The sequence below is a fragment of the Parafrigoribacterium mesophilum genome, assembly GCF_039652555.1.
In the GTDB taxonomy this organism is placed as follows: Bacteria; Actinomycetota; Actinomycetes; order Actinomycetales; family Microbacteriaceae; genus Parafrigoribacterium; species Parafrigoribacterium mesophilum.
In genome coordinates, this window is sequence record NZ_JBDJAF010000001.1 from 179,056 (window position 1) to 195,154 (window position 16,099).

Below are 16,099 nucleotides of genomic sequence, written 5' to 3' on the forward strand. Positions count from 1 at the left end.
GGGTTGAGTGCGAGCGCTCCGCGCGAGCGTATCGAAGCCCAATGCCCGCGACCTCGACCGTAAGACCGTTCTTATCGGAGTAGCGTGACGGGATGACACTGACCCAGTACTACGTGGCCTCGACCATCGACGGCTTCATCGCTGACGAGAACGACCGTCTCGACTGGTTGCTGCAGTTCGGTTTCGACGCGTTCCGAGAGTCGTACGACGGGTTCCTGGCGGAGGTCGGCGCACTCGTGATGGGCGCGACCACCTACGAGTTCATCCTCCGCCAAGACCCAGAGCATTGGGACTACGCGGATCGGCCGACCTGGGTGCTGACCCACCGGGACCTTTCCCGCATTCCCGGCGGCAACATCACCTTCACATCGGAGGCGGACATCGCCGACCTGCATCGGAAGCTGGTCGATGGCGCCGACGGCAAAAACGTCTGGATCGTCGGCGGCGGAAACGTGGCGGCGCAGTTCGCGAACCTGGGACTGATCGACGAACTTGTCGTCACGATCATGCCGATCGTGCTCGGCTCAGGCAAGCCGCTCTTGCCGATCGCGTCGATTGCCGGCCCGCTCGGGCTGCTGCGCACCAGTTCCTTCGACAATGGCGCTCTGGAGCTGGCCTACCGGATGTGACGCATTAGTTCCCGTTCCGGCTGACTGTGCCTGTTGCGCTGGGCACAGTTAGCCGGAACGGGAACAGATGTGCGGGGTTACGCGGCGAGCGACCTCAGCACGTACTGCAGGATGCCGCCGTGACGGTAGTAGTCGGCTTCACCGGGGGTGTCGATGCGCACCGCGACGTCGAACTCCACCGGCTTCTTGCCAGCCGGCGAGTTCTCACTCGGCTCGGCCAGCACGTGCACCGTCGCGGGCGTTGGTCCGTCGTTGAGCGCGTCAAGACCGGTGACCGTGATGTACTCGGTGCCGTCCAAGCCCAGCGTGTCGGTGTTCTGCCCCTCCAGGTACTGCAGCGGGGCAACACCCATACCGATCAGGTTCGAGCGGTGGATCCGCTCGTAGCTGGTCGCAATGACCGCGTGCACACCGAGAAGCGCCGTGCCCTTGGCCGCCCAGTCGCGTGAGGACCCCGAACCGTACTCCTTGCCAGCCAGGACCACGAGCGGAATGCCCGCGGCCTGGTAGTTCTGCGACGCATCGTAGATGAACGACTGCGGTGCATCCGTCTGGGTGAAGTCCCGGGTGTAGCCGCCCTCGACATTGTCGAGTAGCTGGTTGCGCAGACGGATGTTCGCGAACGTGCCGCGGATCATCACCTCGTGGTTGCCGCGCCTCGACCCGTAGGAGTTGAAGTGCTTGCGGTCGATGCCGTGCGCATCCAGGTACTGCCCGGCCGGGCTGTTGGCCTTGATGCTGCCGGCGGGGCTGATGTGGTCGGTGGTGACCGAGTCGCCGAGCTTGGCGAGGACGCGGGCCCGCTCGATGTTGGCAACGGGGTCCAGTTCCATCGTCATGCCGTCGAAGAACGGGGGCTTCCGGATGTAGGTCGACTTCTCGTTCCAGTCGTAAATGGCGCCGGTCGGGGTCTCCAAGGACTTCCAGTGCGCGTCGCCGTCGAAGACGGAGGAGTACTGGTGCTTGAACATCTCGGTGTCGATCGCCTCGTCGACGACCTTCTGCACCTCCATGGAGTCCGGCCAGATTTCGCGCAGGAACACGTCGTTGCCGTCCGTGTCCTTGCCCAGCGGGTCGGTGTCGAAGTTGAAGTCCATCGATCCGGCCAGCGCGTAGGCGACGACCAGTGGCGGGCTGGCGAGGTAGTTCATCTTCACGTCGGGGTTGATGCGGCCCTCGAAGTTGCGGTTGCCCGAGAGCACCGCGGTGATCGCCAGGTCGTTCTCATGCACCGCAGTGGAGACCTCCTCGGTGAGCAACCCGCCGGAGTTGCCGATGCAGGTCGTGCAGCCGTAGCCGACCAGGTAGAAGCCGAGGTCCTCGAGGTACTTGTCCAGGCCCACCTTGGCGTAGTAATCGGTGACCACCTTGGATCCCGGCGCCAGCGTCGTCTTGACCCACGGCTTCGAGGTGAGGCCCTTCTTGCTCGCGTTGCGGGCCAGCAGGCCGGCGGCGATCATGACCGAAGGATTCGACGTGTTCGTGCACGAGGTCAGAGCCGCCAGCCCGACGATGCCGTGGTCGATCGTGAACTTCTCCCCGTCGGGCAACGTCACCTCTGCCGGGTTCGAGTGGTTCGACGGCCGCGGACTCGCGAACTTGGAGTCGGCGCTGGAATGCGAGAACTCGTGGGCGGTCTCCTCGTCCTGCGCGGTGAGCCCGATCGGGTCGGATGCCGGGAAGGTGCCCTCGACAGCCGCATCCACCTTGGACAGGTCGACGGTCGCGTAGTTCTCGAGGTCGATTTCGAACTGCTCCTTGGCGCGCGTCAGCTCTACGCGGTCCTGGGGACGCTTCGGGCCGGCGATGGAGGCGACGACGGTGCCGAGGTCGAGCTCGACATATTCGCTGAAGACCGGCTCGTTGGCCGGGTCGCGCCACAGCGTCTGCATCTTCGAGTAGGCCTCGACGAGGGCGATCTGCTCCTCGTTGCGGCCCGTGAGCCGCAGGTAGTCGAGCGTGATGTCGTCGATGGGGAAGATCGCGGCCGTCGAACCGTATTCGGGGCTCATGTTGCCGATCGTGGCACGGTTGGGCAGCGGCACCTGCGCCACGCCGTCTCCGTAGAACTCCACGAACTTGCCGACCACGCCGTGCTTGCGCAGCAGCTGGGTGATGGTGAGCACGACATCCGTCGCGGTCACGCCACTCGGGATCGAGCCGGTGAGCTTGAACCCGACGACCTTCGGGATGAGCATGGACACGGATTGGCCGAGCATGGCCGCCTCGGCCTCGATGCCGCCGACGCCCCAGCCCAGCACGCCGAGGCCGTTCACCATCGTGGTGTGCGAGTCGGTGCCGACCAGCGTGTCCGGGTAGGCCTGCAGCACACCGGCCACTTCGCGGGCCATGGTGACCCGCGCCAGGTACTCGATGTTGACCTGGTGCACGATGCCGGTCCCCGGCGGGACGACCTTGAAGTCGTTGAACACGCCCTGGCCCCAGCGCAAGAACTTGTAGCGCTCGCTGTTGCGGTCGTACTCGAGCTCCACGTTCTGACCGAAGGAGTCGACCGAGCCGAACGTGTCGGCGATCACCGAATGGTCGATGACCAGCTCAGCCGGCGCCAGCGGGTTGATCTTGTCCGGGTCGCCGCCGAGGGCCATCACGGCCTCGCGCATGGTGGCGAGATCCACGATGCACGGCACGCCGGTGAAGTCCTGCATGATCACCCGGGCCGGCGTGTACTGGATCTCGGTGTTCGGCTCCGCCTTCGGATCCCAAGTGCTGAGCGCTTCGATCTGGGACTTGGTCACGTTGTGGCCGTCCTCGGTGCGGAGCAGGTTCTCCAGCAGAACCTTCAGGCTGAACGGCAACTTCTCGTAACCGGGAACCTTGTCGATTCGGAACACTTCGTACGTTTTCGACCCCACGGTGAGGGTGTCTTTTGAACCGAAGCTGTCGACTGCCGTCATTGCGCCGTCTCCCTTGCTGACATTATCGTCGTATTTATCTTGATATCAAGATAAATATAGCACCGACGGATGCCAGTCCCCGCGAAAGTGGCGCTTAGTCTGCGGCGTTTCCCGCACGCCGGTACACGGCGCGCACCATCAGCCAGGTCACCCACAGCAGCGCCGCGTAGAGCGGGATGCCCATGATCAGCTTCGCGGCCGCCTGCCACTCCGGGAGATTGGCGAAGTACAGCGGAACCTGCACCGCGAGTCGGAACGCGAACAGACCGGCCCACAACCAGGTCGCCACGGTGAGCACACGGCGTTTGGCGGAATCGTCGCGCCAGGCGGTGCCCTCGTTGGTGAGCAATCCCGCGATGAGTCCGATGAGCGGCCAGCGCACCGCGAGAGAGAGCAACAGCACCGCCAGCGAGACCACGTTGGTGAGCAGGCCCGGCAGGAAGTTGTCGGCAGCGCGGCCCGTGATCAGGGCGAAGGCCGCGGAAATCGCGATACCGATCAGCCCGGCGATCGCGGAGGTCATCCCGGTGCGGGCGATCGCGCGCGCCACGACGAAAACCACCCCGACGGCAACCGGGATCAGCACCGAGGGCGCCACCTCGCCGGTGATCGTGTAGACGACCAGAAAGATGAGGCCGGGTACCAGGGCCTCGATCAGGCCGCGGACGCCGCCGACCGCCTTCATCAGCGATGCCGCGGTGGGCACCTCCCCCGGCGTCACCTGCCCGATGCCGGCCTTGCGCGCCGCGGCACCGAGACTTTCGCGAAAGCTCGGCACGCCCGCCGAGGAGTTCTCGCCGGCGTTGCTGGTGTCCTCGGGTTCGGTCATCGCCTAAACGGAGGTCCCGGACGGGGCGTCTTGCTGCACGGTGGCGGCCTGCGGCATCCGCAGCGGGATCAGATCACGCGGTGGCATCGGCTGGGAACCCCGCACCACCACGACGGAGCGGAACAGGTCCTCGATCTTCTCCGCAGCCTCGGGATGCACGGCGCCTTCTCCGGCGATGACCCCGCGCAGGAACCAGCGCGGGCCGTCGACGCCGACGAATCGGGCGAGCCGGGTCGAGCCTGGCTGGCCAGGACCAGCCGCGGGGATCTCGGCGAGCAATTCAGGGCCGAACGGTCCGACGGTGAGCTTGGTGGTGCCGCCCTGCTTGGCGATCTGGTCCGCGATCTGGTGCCTGATCTCGTGCCACAGCCCGGTCGAACGCGGTGCGGCGAACGGCTGAACCTGCAGCGTGGATGCGGCGTAGTCCAGTCCCACGGCCACCACGCGCTTACTGCCTTCCTCGACTTCGAGGCGCAGTTGCAGCCCTTCCCTGGGGAGGATCTTCACTCCGCCGAGATCGACGTAGGGCCGCGCCGGGTTCGCTTCGCTCTCGTCGAGGGGACCTGCGGTGGCCCGGTCGGCCGGGGCCGACTTCACTTGATCGAGTTCTTCCGACGACTCCGACGCCGCCGCCGAGGAATTTTCGCTTGTGTCGCTCACACCTGTTCTCCTGAACTATTTCCGCGATAACCGGTTGAGCCGAACCCCGATGTGCCGCGATGGCTTCCCGGCAGCACTTCCACCGGTATGAAACGCGCTCGAACGATCGGGGTGACCAGAAGCTGGGCGATCCGATCACCGACTGCGACAGAATACGTCATCTCCGGGTCGGTGTTAAGAAGCGTCACCCGGATCTCACCGCGATATCCCGCATCCACCGTCCCCGGGCTGTTGACGATCGTGATGCCGTGCCGTGCCGCCAAACCGCTGCGGGGTACGACCAGGCCGGCGAAACCGTCCGGAAGCGCAATCGAGACGCCGGTGGCCACGGTCACCCGTTGACCCGGCGCCAGCTCGACCGCTTCCGCCGCGCACAGGTCGGCACCAGCGTCTCCGGGGTGGGCGTATTCGGGCGTCGCCTCGCCGGTGATGAGCACTTCAACGGTTTCTGCCACGAGTCGAGGGTAGTGCACAGCGGCTGAGGGAACCCGACGGGCGTCAAACTCTGATCGAATAGCACTATGACAGACACCCCGGCCGAGACCCTGTACCGCGAACGACTCTGGGCATCCGTGTGGTTCTTCCTCGCAACGGCACTGGTGATCCCCGCAACGCTGCTGGTGTTCTTCCCGATCAGCATGGGCGTCGGCATCGCCGTGGCGGTGCTGCTCTACGCCGGATGCGTGGCACTGCTCATCGCGAACTCGGCCGTGCTCGAGGTGACCACCGAGGCGTTTCACGCCGGACGCGCACGGCTCCCGATCGAGTTCCTCGGTGAGGCGACCGGGTATCGCGAACCGGAAGCCACCGTGCAGCGCGGCCCGCAACTGGACGCCAGGGCGTGGCTGCTCATCCGGGGCTGGGTCTCGCCGGTGGTGCGTGTCACCGTCACCGACGAGCAGGACCCGACGCCCTACTGGCTGGTCTCCACCAGGCATCCTGAGAAGCTGGTGGAAGCCCTCGAGACGGCTCGACGCCAGGCCACCGAATCCCCGCGCTAGCGGGATGGCAGAGCTAGGAAGCGCACTCGATGCAGATCGGGCCCAGCTTCTCCTGATGGTCGATTTGGGAGCGGTGCTTCACCAAGAAGCAACTCACGCAGGTGAACTCGTCGGCTTGCGGCGGTAGTACCACCACGTCGAGGTCGGCATCCGAAATGTCCGCTCCAGGCAACTCGAAGCCGCCAGGATTATCGGCGTCATCGACGTCGACAACCCCAGACATCTTGTCGGGAACGCGCTCTTTCAGTGCTTCGATCGACTCGGAGTCGTCGTCGGTCTTGCGAGGCGCGTCGTAGTCGGTCGCCATGCCCATCCACTTCTTTTTCGGTCTATCTAACGAAATCGGCGGGCACAGTTTGCATCATCCGGTGGATAAAAGCAAACCATGATCCTGGGAACCCATCCGATCGCCGTGGATAACTTCCGGCACGCCCGCGTTATTCCCGACATCCGAGGCCAGTCCATGCCACCCTAAGAGAGAATCTCGACAGTCGGAGAGGCGTTCAGCATGCAGGATCTGAAAGTGGTGTCAGTGGAGCACGACGCACTCCTGGTCGCGGCCGATGACGGTGAGCGATATCGGATCGCCATCGACGACGTGTTGCAGTCCAAACTGCGTCGTACGGCCACCCGGCCGGCCCCCGGACCCAAGGTGAGCCCCCGCGAAATCCAGACGCAAATCCGCGCCGGACTCTCGGCATCCGAGGTCGCCGCCGCCACCGGTGCGCCGCTGGAGTACATCCAGCGTTTCGAAGGCCCCGTGCTCGCCGAACGTGATTACATCGTGAACTCCGCCCTCGGGGTTCCTGTGCACACCGCCATGGATGTCGACCCGATCACCGAGGCGGTCACCTTCGGTACCGCGATTCGGGAGCGCCTGAGCGCCCTCGGCGCGTCGAACGAGAGCTGGACCAGCTGGAAGGATGCCAACGGCAGCTGGATGGTGAAGCTCAGCTTCGTCTCCCGGGACATCGACCACGACGCCCGATGGAGTTTCGAGCCGAAGAAGGCAGCGCTCGCCCCGGTCAACGGCGAAGCGGTCACCCTCTCGCAACAGGGTGATATCACCGGGGCGTTCCTGCCACGCCTGCGCGCGGTCGGCAGCGAATCGCGTGCCGCGGACTCCTCGCGGTTCGACAGCGGAGCGTTCAGCGACGAGGAACTTCGGCAGCCAGACCGGCAGCCCGAACACGCCCACGATCAACCCGATGACGGACCAGCATTCGCGCCAGGTGCCATCCACCGTGCCGTGGAACAGAAGCCGGCATCGAGTCAGACCGCGGACCTTCTCGAAGCCCTGCGCCGCCGTCGAGGCGAGCGGGAAGCCGCCGCGTTTTCGGATGATGACGACCCGATTCTGCCCGGTTCGGGCGGCATGCACCTCGTCGGAACCCCGCTGCCCGCGTTCGACGAGGCCGACGACGGGTTGTTCCCAACGGCGCCGCAGCCGCTGACGGCGCATCCGCGCGCCAGCCGGAAGGGCCGCGTCACAATGCCGAGCTGGGACGAGATCGTGTTCGGCGCCCGGCCAGAGGACGACCCGGCTTAGTAGTAGACGCCGAAGCGCAGCAGCGGCACGACCACTTCGTCGTTCGAGAACGACCCGTGCTGACCCACCATGTTCTGTGCCTTGGGGGTCGCCGAACGGGAGTCGTAATACGCCACCGCCTTGCGGGCGGCCACGAGGATGTCGCCGATCCTCGGCATCACGTCGGGGTGCACCTCGGCGCCGAACCAGCCGGCGCCGATCGCCTCGGCACGAGAGGCGATCCATGCGCGACCGCCCTCCGCAGCGCGCCAGCGGTGCAGAACGAGTTCTCGCTGCTCGGCGGAGGCATCCGGCTCGAAGTGCAGCTGCAGGCAGCGCGGGTCCCCCGCGATGAACCGGATGCCGTCCACCAGCTCCGGCTCGGAGTCGAACAGGATGTGGGACCGCGCCGGCACGTCCAGCATCCCGTGATCCGCGGTGACCAGCAGCCCCTCGGCCCGGCGCAGTCCGGCGGCGAACTCGGTCACCGCGGCGTCGACCTCTTCCAGCTTCCTCAGCCACCGGTCCGACTCCCAGCCGAACGCGTGGGCTGCCTGATCGAGTTCCGGCACGTAGAGATACACCAGCGCACCCTGGGTCTCATCGAGCACGGCGCGCGCCTGCGCGAACCGGTCGGCAATCGTTTCGCCGCTGCGGTACTGCGCACCGCGCAGCACCGCGCGCGTGAATCCAGAATCTCTGAAGCGTTCCGATCCGATAGCGAACGAGGCCACCCCCGCCCCGGCCGAGGTCTCGAACACCGTCGGCACGCGTTGCCAGTGTTCCGGGTCGAGCGCGCCGTCCCATCCGGTGAGCTGATTCACCACCCGGTCACCCGCGCTGTCGAGCACCGTATAGCCGACGATCCCGTGGGTTCCCGGTGTGACCGCCGTCGTCAGCGTCGCCAATGCCGCAGCGGTGGTCGTCGGGAAGCCGGAGCGCAGTGTGGTGCCTGCCGAGAGCCGCCCCGACAGCGTGCGGGCATGGCCGGATCGGGCGCGCAGGCACGCGGCGCCGAGCCCGTCGACCAGCACGACCACGGCGCCTTCGGTCGGTGGCAGGTGCAGAACGTTCGATTTTCCAGCCAGAGAACTCACACAACTCGGCATGACATCGGCAAGGCTGGCCGACGCGGAATTCACGGCCGGTAACATGGTCGCAATCCTATGACTACACCGAAGAACCAGACTCCCCAGGCCACGCCGACCGCACCGGCGGTCGAAAACATCACCGACGTCGACCTGTCCACCGAGATGGAGGGTTCGTACCTCGAGTACGCGTACTCGGTGATCTATTCTCGCGCGCTGCCGGATGCGCGTGACGGGCTGAAGCCGGTGCAGCGCCGCATCCTGTACCAGATGACCGAGATGGGTCTGCGGCCCGATCGCGGTCATGTGAAGTCTGCCCGCGTGGTGGGCGAGGTGATGGGCAAACTGCACCCGCACGGCGATGCATCGATCTACGACGCGCTCGTGCGCCTGGCGCAGAACTTCGTGTTGCGGGTGCCACTGGTCGACGGCCACGGCAACTTCGGCTCCCTGGACGATGGCGCGGCCGCCCCCCGGTACACCGAGGCCAGACTGACTCCCGCAGCGCTGGCGATGACCGAGAACCTCGACGAAGACGTCGTCGACTTCGTGCCGAACTACGACAACCAGCTCACCCAGCCCGACGTGCTGCCGGCGGCGTTCCCGAACCTCCTGGTCAACGGAGCAAGCGGAATCGCCGTCGGCATGGCCACGAATATGGCGCCGCACAACCTTGTCGAGGTGGTGGGCGCCGCCCGGTACCTTCTCGAACATCCGGATGCCTCCCTGGACGACCTGATGTCGTACGTGCCTGGACCCGACCTGCCGACCGGGGGGACGATCACCTCGCTTACCGGTATCCGTGAGGCGTACGAGACCGGGCGAGGCAGCTTCCGTACCCGGGCACGCGTCACCGTGGAGAGCATCACGGCCAGAAAATCCGGGCTGGTGATCACCGAACTGCCGTTCATGGTGGGCGCCGAAAAGGTGATCGAGAAGATCAAAGACGGCGTGAATTCGAAGAAGCTCAGCGGTATCACCGATGTCACCGATCTCACCGACCGCAAGCACGGTCTGCGGCTCGTGATCGGCGTGAAGACCGGCTTCAACCCGGCCGCGGTGCTCGAGCAGTTGTACCGGCACACGCCGCTGGAAGACTCGTTCAACATCAATAACGTCGCGCTGGTGAACGGTGGGCCGAAGACCCTGGGGCTGCGCGAGCTGTTGCAGGTCTACCTGGACCACCGCATCTCGGTGACGACCAGACGCACCCGCTACCGCCTCGCGCGGCGGCAGGAGCGACTGCACCTGGTCGAGGGCCTGCTCATCGCGATCCTCGACATCGACGAAGTGATTCAGGTGATCCGGGCCAGCGACGATTCCGACATCGCCAGAACCCGGCTGATGAGCGTGTTCGACCTCAGCCAGCTGCAGGCGGAATACATTCTCGAACTACGGCTGCGCAGGCTCACCAAGTTCTCCCGCATCGAGCTGGAGGCCGAACGCGACAGGTTGCGTGCGGAAATCGCGGAACTCGAGCTGCTGCTGTCCGACCCGGTGCACATCCGGCAGCTCGTCTCGCAGGAGCTCGAAGAGGTCGCCGAGCGGTTCGGTACGCCGCGGCGTACGCTGCTGACCGAGGCGCCGCCGAGCGCGACGAGCTCCTCGTCCCGCAAGACGCCGGTGCAGTTGGAAGTGGCCGACGTGCCGTGCCGGGTGATCCTCAGCACCACCGGCCGCGCCATCCGCATCGATCTGCGGGACGACCAGCCCGAGGCGCCGGCCAGGGTCGGCCGGCGCGTGCGGCACGACGCGATCCGCACCAGCATCGTCACCACCAGTCGCTCGGAGATCGGGGCGGTGACCAGCCTGGGACGGCTGATCCGTCTCTCCCCCGTCGACCTCCCGGTGGTCCCGCAGAATTCGGTGCAGCTCGCGGCCGGAGTGAAGATCGCGGACTATCTCGGGATCGACCGCGCCAAGGAAAAGGTGCTCGCGCTGGTGTCACTCACCTCGAGCGATGCGATTGCGCTCGGCACCCGGCACGGCGTGGTGAAACGCATCAGCGTCGTCGACCACCCCAACCGCCCCGACTTCGACTTGATCAGCCTGAAGCCGGGCGACGAGGTGGTCGGCGCCCGGCAGTCGGGCGATGACGACGAGTTGCTGTTCATCACCTCGGATGCGCAACTGCTGCGGTTCTCTGCCTCCAGCGTGCGCCCGCAGGGCCGATCGGCCGGCGGAATGGCCGGCATCCGCCTCGCGCAGGGTGCCGAAGTGATCTACTTCACCAGTGTCGACGGCGCCGCCGATGCCGTTGTGGCCACCGTTTCCACGGATTCGGCGACCATCGCCGGAGTGGATGCCGGGCGCGCCAAGGTTTCCTACCTTTCCGAGTTCCCGGTCAAGGGCCGCGCCACCGGCGGAGTGCGAGCTCACACGTTCCTCAAGGGGGAAGACACGCTCGCTCTGGCCTGGGCCGGACCCGGCCCCGCGTTGGCGGTGGCTTCCGATGGGGTTGTGCGCGCGCTTCCGGATGCCGGTGCCCGCCGGGACGCCTCCGGCGCCCTCCTGGAGGCTGCGATCGGCTCCATCGGCGCATCCTTGGCCGTCGCCAGGTGAAACCGTCCCCAGCGGACCCGGTAGCGACCGAGGAACGGGGCGGCGTGAGCCTTACACGTCGATGCGATCACGCGACAGCGCGTCGCTTCCGGCGACGATGAAGTCCTTGCGGGGCGCCACATCGTTACCCATCAGCAGTTCGAACGTTCGCGCGGCAAGCTCAGCGTCCCGCACCCGCACGCGACGCAGCGTACGGTACCTGCGGTCCATGGTCGTCGAGGCGAGCTGGTCGGCATCCATCTCCCCCAGGCCCTTGTAGCGCTGGATCGGGTCCTGGTAGCGGCGGTTCGCCTTCTTCAGGCCGGCCAGGATGCCGTCGAGTTCTGACTCCGAATAGGTGTAGATGATGTCGTTCGGTTTCGTACCTGCGTTCGGCACGATCACCCGGTGCAGCGGCGGCACTGCGGCGAACACCCTGCCGTCATTGATCATGTCGGGCATGTAGCGGAAGAACAGGGTCAGCAGCAGGGTGCGGATGTGAGCGCCGTCGACATCCGCGTCGCTCATGATGATCACCTTGCCGTACCGCGCCGAGGAGAGGTCGAAGCTGCGCCCGGATCCCGCGCCGATCACCTGGATGATCGAGGCACACTCGGCGTTGCTCAGCATGTCGGACACGGATGCCTTCTGCACGTTGAGGATCTTGCCGCGGATCGGCAGCAAGGCTTGGTACTCGCTGTCTCTGGCGAGTTTTGCCGTACCGAGTGCCGAGTCGCCCTCCACGATGAACAGTTCGCTGTTCGCCACGTCGTTGCTGCGGCAGTCGACGAGTTTCGCCGGCAGGGAGGAGTTCTCCAGGGCGTTCTTGCGGCGCTGGGTCTCCTTGTGTGTGCGCGCGGAGATTCGTGACTTCATCTCCGCCACGATCTTGTCGAGCAGCAGCGTGGCCTGCGTCTTGTCGCCGCGTTTGGGTGAGCTGAACCGCTCCGCCATCGCCTTGGTGACGACGTTCGAGACGATGCCGCGGATGGCCGGCGTGCCGAGGACTTCCTTGGTCTGCCCCTCGAACTGCGGCTCCGGGATGCGCACGGTGAGCACGGCGGTGAGGCCGGCGAGGATGTCGTCCTTCTCCAGCTTGCCATTGCCGACCTTGAGCCGGCGTGAGTTCTGCTCCACCTGTGCGCGCAGCACCTTCATCATCCCGTGCTCGAAGCCGGCCTGGTGCGTGCCGCCCTTGGGGGTGGCGATGATATTGACGTAGCTGTGGAACACGGTGTCGTAACCGATGCCCCAGCGCAACGCAATGTCGACGGTGCATTCCCGGGTGAGTTCGGTCGGCGCCATATGCCCGTTCGGTTGCAGCACCGGAACGGTCTCGACGAACGTGCCGGAGCCAGTGAGCCGCCAGGTGTCGGTGAGCGGCACATCTGGTGCGAGGTGGTCGACGTACTCGGAGATGCCGCCGTCAAACCGGAAGGACTCCTCGGTGGGTGGATCGCAGCGGTTGTCGGTGACGTTGAGGGTCAGCCCCGGCACAAGGAACGCGGTTTGACGCACTCGGTCGAGAAGTTCTTCGGTCTGAAAACTGGCGCCCTTGGTGAACACTTCCGGGTCGGCCCAGTATCGAACCCGGGTGCCGGTCACGCCGCGGCGCACCTTGCCGACCACGCGCAGTTCGCTGCGGCTCAAGAACGGCGTGAACGGCGCATCCGCTCGCGGCTCGCCCTTGTCGGCGAACGTGCCCGGCTCGCCGCGATGGAACGACATCGCCCAGGTCTTGCCCTCGCGGTCCACCTCCACGTCCATGCGTTCGGACAGCGCGTTGACGACGGAGGCGCCGACTCCGTGCAGCCCGCCGGATGCCGTGTAGGAGCCGTTGCCGAACTTGCCACCGGCGTGCAACTTGGTGAAGACCACTTCCACGCCGGAGAGCCCGGTCTTAGGCTCGATGTCCACCGGCACACCGCGGGCGGTGTCGCGCACTTCGACACTGTTGTCGGCGTGCAGGATGACGTCGATCTCGGTGCCGAAGCCGCCCAGTGCCTCGTCGACGCTGTTGTCGATGATCTCCCAGAGGCAGTGCATCAGGCCGCGCGAGTCGGTGGAGCCGATGTACATGCCCGGACGCTTCCGAACCGCCTCGAGCCCCTCCAGCACCGAGAGATGGCGGGCCGTGTAGTCGGAATTGGTCACAGTGGTTTGTCCCTTCGAAGCGCACCAAGCATAACCAGCGCCGTATCCGGTTCCGCTCACCGACACCCAGGCGCAGTATTCCCTGGTGTGGCATTCCTACGCGTTCAGCGAAATCTGGCCTCCAAAGCGGCGAAACGCAGCGAACCGTGTTTGTATAGGTGGACCACTAGTCATCCACGAGCCGGGAGGAGCGCCCCATGTCTCATGTAGCACCCGAATCGACCGCGGTCATCGCCCGCGACGCGTACGAACTCACCGCCGCCGATCGCTGTGACAGTTGTGGCGCCCAGGCATACATCCGCGTGTCCATCGGAGATAGCCAACTGCTGTTCTGCGCGCACCACGGGCGCCGGCACCAGGAGAAGCTTTCCGCCATCGCAACGGACTGGCACGACGAGACGAGCAGGCTGCTCGAAGAGCACCACGCCTAGTCTTTCGTTCTGACGGAGTTCAGCCCCAGCGAAGTTGAGCACAGAGGAGTTGAGCCCAGAGGAGTTCAGCCCCAGAGGAGTTCAGCCCCAGAGGAGTTGAGCCCAGAGAAGTTCAACCCAGGTAGCTCCGCGGCACCTCCGCGCCGACCCTGACCACCAGTTCTTCCCCGATCGTGCCCAGCGCATCCGCCCAGACTTGCAGGGTCATTTCCCCGCGCTCAGCCCTGCCGAAGATCACCACCCGGTCTCCCACGCGAACCTCCGCGGAACCGCCGACGTCGATCACCGTGTAGTTCTGCTCGACGACGGCCACCGGATGCCGAATGCCGTCGATCGTCACCGGCACCACCCCAGGGGCGCCGCTGGGCACTCCCTGCGCGTAGCCCAAGGGGACGATCGCCCGACCGTGCCTGATGTGCGTCACCTGCGTGCTGAGCGTCATCACCGGAACCAGCCCGAGTTCTGTGGGTGTGACACCGCCGCCCGGTGAGATCCCGAAAGTGAACGCGCCCATCCGCACCAGGTCGAGCCGGCAGTCCGCCCTGGCGAAGCCCGCAGCGCTGGCGGCCAGGTGTCTGAGCGGAAACCGTGCGCCTAGTCGCTCCCCGACGCGGATGGCCTCTTCGAACCGGTGGAGTGCCGCGGTGTCTTCGGCCTCGGAGGCTTCGGCGATGTGTGTCCACGCGGCGCAAAGCCGGGCCTTGCCCGCGGCCTGAAGTGCCACAGCATCGCGCACCAGGCCCGGCCAGTTCTCCTCGGTGACACCGTTGCGGTGCAGACCGGTGTCGATCTTGAGGTGCAGTTGCGCCCGATCGTGTGCGCCGCTGCCGGCGATCGCGCGCAGTTGCGCTACGTCGGAGATCCCGAGCTCGATCCCGGCGTCGATGGCGGCGCGGTAGTCCTCGTCGGGAGCCAACAGCCAGGCGAACAGAGACACCTCACGGCCGATGCCGGCACGCCGTAGCGCGAGCCCCGTCGCGGTCTCGAGCACGCCGATCCGGGTGATCCCCTCATCGATCGCCGCCCTCGCGATCGGCAGCAGGCCGTGACCGTAGGCGTTGCCCTTGATCATCACCATCAGTTCGGCCGGCGCCACGATGCTGCGCAGCCGGGCGATGTTGTGCCGATAGGCGTCAAGGTCGATGGTGGCCACGCCCGGCGCGGCCGACGTCGTCTCATTCACGATGGATGGCCGATCCGGCACCAACGGCGCAGGCGTATAAATTCGGGGCACGCGCGAAGTGACGCAGGTCACGACCTGCTGCCCTGTCCGGTCGATCGCCTCCGACCATTCTTCCGCGGTGGGGTTGTCCGGCGGTCCGAATAACACCACCTCATCGCCGACCGCGGCGGTGTCGCCGCCGAGGTCGAGGACGAACACGTCCATGGCGACCCGGCCGGCGATCGGATAGTCGGTGCCGTTCAGCCTGGCGGTGCCCGTGTTGCTCGCATAACGGTCGATGCCGTGCGCGTAGCCGATCGCCACGAGCGCCAGGTTGCTTCGCGTTGTGGTGCGGTAGGTGTAGCCGTAGGAGATCCCCTCTCCCGCGGCGACCGTTTTGGTCCCGATCACCCGCGCGGTGATCGACATGGCTCCGATCAGGCCGAGCTCCGCCGCGCTCTCGCCGCCGAACGGACTCAGGCCGTAAAGTGCGCGGCCGACCCGCGCCGCGTCTGGGCGGTCGACGGCTCCGGTGATCGCCGCCGCGCTGCCGGACAGGTGGGTCAGGTACGGGTCGAGTCCGGCCTGTCGGGCCGCTGTGACCCGGCGGCCGAACCGGACGTTGTCGTCGTGCAGCAGTTCGCGATCGGATCGAGAGGCCGGGGTGCGCCGCGGCGTGATGCCCATGATGCCGGTGATGCGCAGGCCGCGGCCTTCGGCCAGAACCGCCGCGTCGACCAGCGCGCTCCACTGTTCGTCGGGACAGCCGATGGCGCTGCCGTTGACATCCGCGGCGAGGTGCAACTCGGCGACGCCGGCCGCGTGGGCAGCGCTCAGCTGCTCCGGTGACGACACGGCCACCGTGATGCGGTGGTCCGCAGCGGCCCGGAAGGATTCCGCGGCAGGGTGCAGCCAGGCCACTATGGTCGCGTCGATGCCGCAGCGTCGCAGCGCCGCACCCTGCGCAACGGTCGCGACGACGAAGGAACGAACCCCGGCGGCCTGCAGCGCGCCGGCGACCGGCACGGCGCCGTGCCCGTACGCGTCGGCGGAGACATCGGCAAGCACCTCGGTGCCCGCCGTCTTCTGCAGCAGTTTCAGGTTGTGGACGATCGCGGAGGTGTCAACGCGCGCGGACCGCAGTGGCAACCCCAATCCACA

The 16,099-nt window shown here is 66.3% G+C and carries 13 protein-coding genes; 5 read left to right on the forward strand and 8 right to left on the reverse strand.

Annotated elements, in window-relative coordinates:
- The first annotated feature begins 92 nt into the window (after nt 1–92).
- A complete protein-coding gene (locus tag ABFX56_RS00880) occupies nt 93–629 on the forward strand; it encodes a dihydrofolate reductase family protein (protein WP_346231393.1) in 537 nt (178 codons plus the stop codon).
- A gap of 77 nt (nt 630–706) precedes the next feature.
- Here the strand turns inward: ABFX56_RS00880 and ABFX56_RS00885 are convergent, their stop codons facing one another.
- The 4 genes from ABFX56_RS00885 to dut form a co-directional block, all read right to left on the reverse strand.
- Nucleotides 707–3,544 (reverse strand): aconitate hydratase, encoded by a 2,838-nt coding sequence (locus ABFX56_RS00885; RefSeq protein WP_346231394.1) that lies wholly within the window; start codon nt 3,542–3,544, stop codon nt 707–709.
- A 94-nt stretch (nt 3,545–3,638) separates the two neighbouring features.
- Complete coding sequence (locus tag ABFX56_RS00890; RefSeq protein WP_346231395.1) at nt 3,639–4,373, reverse strand: DUF3159 domain-containing protein; 735 nt, start codon at nt 4,371–4,373, stop codon at nt 3,639–3,641.
- A 3-nt stretch (nt 4,374–4,376) separates the two neighbouring features.
- Nucleotides 4,377–5,033, reverse strand: a complete 657-nt coding sequence (locus ABFX56_RS00895) for a DUF3710 domain-containing protein (protein WP_428834378.1) — start codon at nt 5,031–5,033, stop codon at nt 4,377–4,379.
- Entirely contained in the window at nt 5,030–5,488 is a 459-nt protein-coding gene (dut, locus tag ABFX56_RS00900; protein ID WP_346231396.1) for a dUTP diphosphatase, read from the reverse strand. Before dut ends, ABFX56_RS00895 begins: the two co-directional genes overlap by 4 nt.
- A gap of 66 nt (nt 5,489–5,554) precedes the next feature.
- Between dut and ABFX56_RS00905 the strand changes: the two genes are divergently transcribed.
- The gene (locus ABFX56_RS00905; protein WP_346231397.1) at nt 5,555–6,034 is read left to right on the forward strand and encodes a DUF3093 domain-containing protein; all 480 of its coding nucleotides are present in this window, start codon (nt 5,555–5,557) and stop codon (nt 6,032–6,034) included.
- Between the two features lie 13 nt (nt 6,035–6,047).
- On the opposite strand, the gene ABFX56_RS00910 is transcribed toward ABFX56_RS00905, so the two are convergent.
- Nucleotides 6,048–6,341 (reverse strand): DUF4193 domain-containing protein, encoded by a 294-nt coding sequence (locus ABFX56_RS00910; RefSeq protein ID WP_346231398.1) that lies wholly within the window; start codon nt 6,339–6,341, stop codon nt 6,048–6,050.
- 201 nt (nt 6,342–6,542) lie between these two features.
- Here ABFX56_RS00910 and sepH point away from each other — a divergent pair, with 201 nt between their 5' ends.
- Nucleotides 6,543–7,583, forward strand: a complete 1,041-nt coding sequence (sepH, locus tag ABFX56_RS00915; protein ID WP_346231399.1) for a septation protein SepH — start codon at nt 6,543–6,545, stop codon at nt 7,581–7,583.
- Here the strand turns inward: sepH and ABFX56_RS00920 are convergent.
- The gene (locus tag ABFX56_RS00920) at nt 7,580–8,716 is read right to left on the reverse strand and encodes an alkaline phosphatase family protein (RefSeq protein WP_346231400.1); all 1,137 of its coding nucleotides are present in this window, start codon (nt 8,714–8,716) and stop codon (nt 7,580–7,582) included. The genes sepH and ABFX56_RS00920 overlap by 4 nt on opposite strands.
- 12 nt (nt 8,717–8,728) lie before the next feature.
- Here ABFX56_RS00920 and ABFX56_RS00925 point away from each other — a divergent pair, with 12 nt between their 5' ends.
- Nucleotides 8,729–11,212 carry a DNA gyrase/topoisomerase IV subunit A gene (locus ABFX56_RS00925; protein WP_346231401.1) on the forward strand — a complete coding sequence of 828 codons (2,484 nt, stop codon included), beginning with the start codon at nt 8,729–8,731 and terminating at the stop codon, nt 11,210–11,212.
- 51 nt (nt 11,213–11,263) lie between these two features.
- Here the strand turns inward: ABFX56_RS00925 and ABFX56_RS00930 are convergent, their stop codons facing one another.
- A complete protein-coding gene (locus ABFX56_RS00930; protein WP_346231402.1) occupies nt 11,264–13,345 on the reverse strand; it encodes a DNA gyrase/topoisomerase IV subunit B in 2,082 nt (693 codons plus the stop codon).
- A 197-nt stretch (nt 13,346–13,542) separates the two neighbouring features.
- Between ABFX56_RS00930 and ABFX56_RS00935 the strand changes: the two genes are divergently transcribed.
- On the forward strand, nt 13,543–13,776 hold the full coding sequence (locus tag ABFX56_RS00935; RefSeq protein ID WP_346231403.1) for a DUF7455 domain-containing protein: 234 nt from the start codon (nt 13,543–13,545) through the stop codon (nt 13,774–13,776).
- A gap of 112 nt (nt 13,777–13,888) precedes the next feature.
- Here ABFX56_RS00935 and alr read toward each other — a convergent pair whose 3' ends face one another.
- Complete coding sequence (gene alr / locus ABFX56_RS00940) at nt 13,889–16,087, reverse strand: alanine racemase (RefSeq protein WP_346231404.1); 2,199 nt, start codon at nt 16,085–16,087, stop codon at nt 13,889–13,891.
- Nucleotides 16,088–16,099: the final 12 nt, after the last annotated feature.

Excerpts from the sequence above, each read along its gene's own strand:
- ABFX56_RS00925 (WP_346231401.1), top strand. The coding sequence starts at position 8,729 with ATGACTACACCGAAGAACCAGACTCCCCAGGCCACGCCGACCGCACCG.
- ABFX56_RS00880 (WP_346231393.1), top strand. The coding sequence starts at position 93 with ATGACACTGACCCAGTACTACGTGGCCTCGACCATCGACGGCTTCATC.
- ABFX56_RS00935 (WP_346231403.1), top strand. The coding sequence starts at position 13,543 with ATGTCTCATGTAGCACCCGAATCGACCGCGGTCATCGCCCGCGACGCG.
- ABFX56_RS00910 (WP_346231398.1), bottom strand. The coding sequence starts at position 6,341 with ATGGCGACCGACTACGACGCGCCTCGCAAGACCGACGACGACTCCGAG.
- ABFX56_RS00905 (WP_346231397.1), top strand. The coding sequence starts at position 5,555 with ATGACAGACACCCCGGCCGAGACCCTGTACCGCGAACGACTCTGGGCA.
- ABFX56_RS00920 (WP_346231400.1), bottom strand. The coding sequence starts at position 8,716 with ATGTTACCGGCCGTGAATTCCGCGTCGGCCAGCCTTGCCGATGTCATG.
- sepH (WP_346231399.1), top strand. The coding sequence starts at position 6,543 with ATGCAGGATCTGAAAGTGGTGTCAGTGGAGCACGACGCACTCCTGGTC.
- ABFX56_RS00885 (WP_346231394.1), bottom strand. The coding sequence starts at position 3,544 with ATGACGGCAGTCGACAGCTTCGGTTCAAAAGACACCCTCACCGTGGGG.
- ABFX56_RS00890 (WP_346231395.1), bottom strand. The coding sequence starts at position 4,373 with ATGACCGAACCCGAGGACACCAGCAACGCCGGCGAGAACTCCTCGGCG.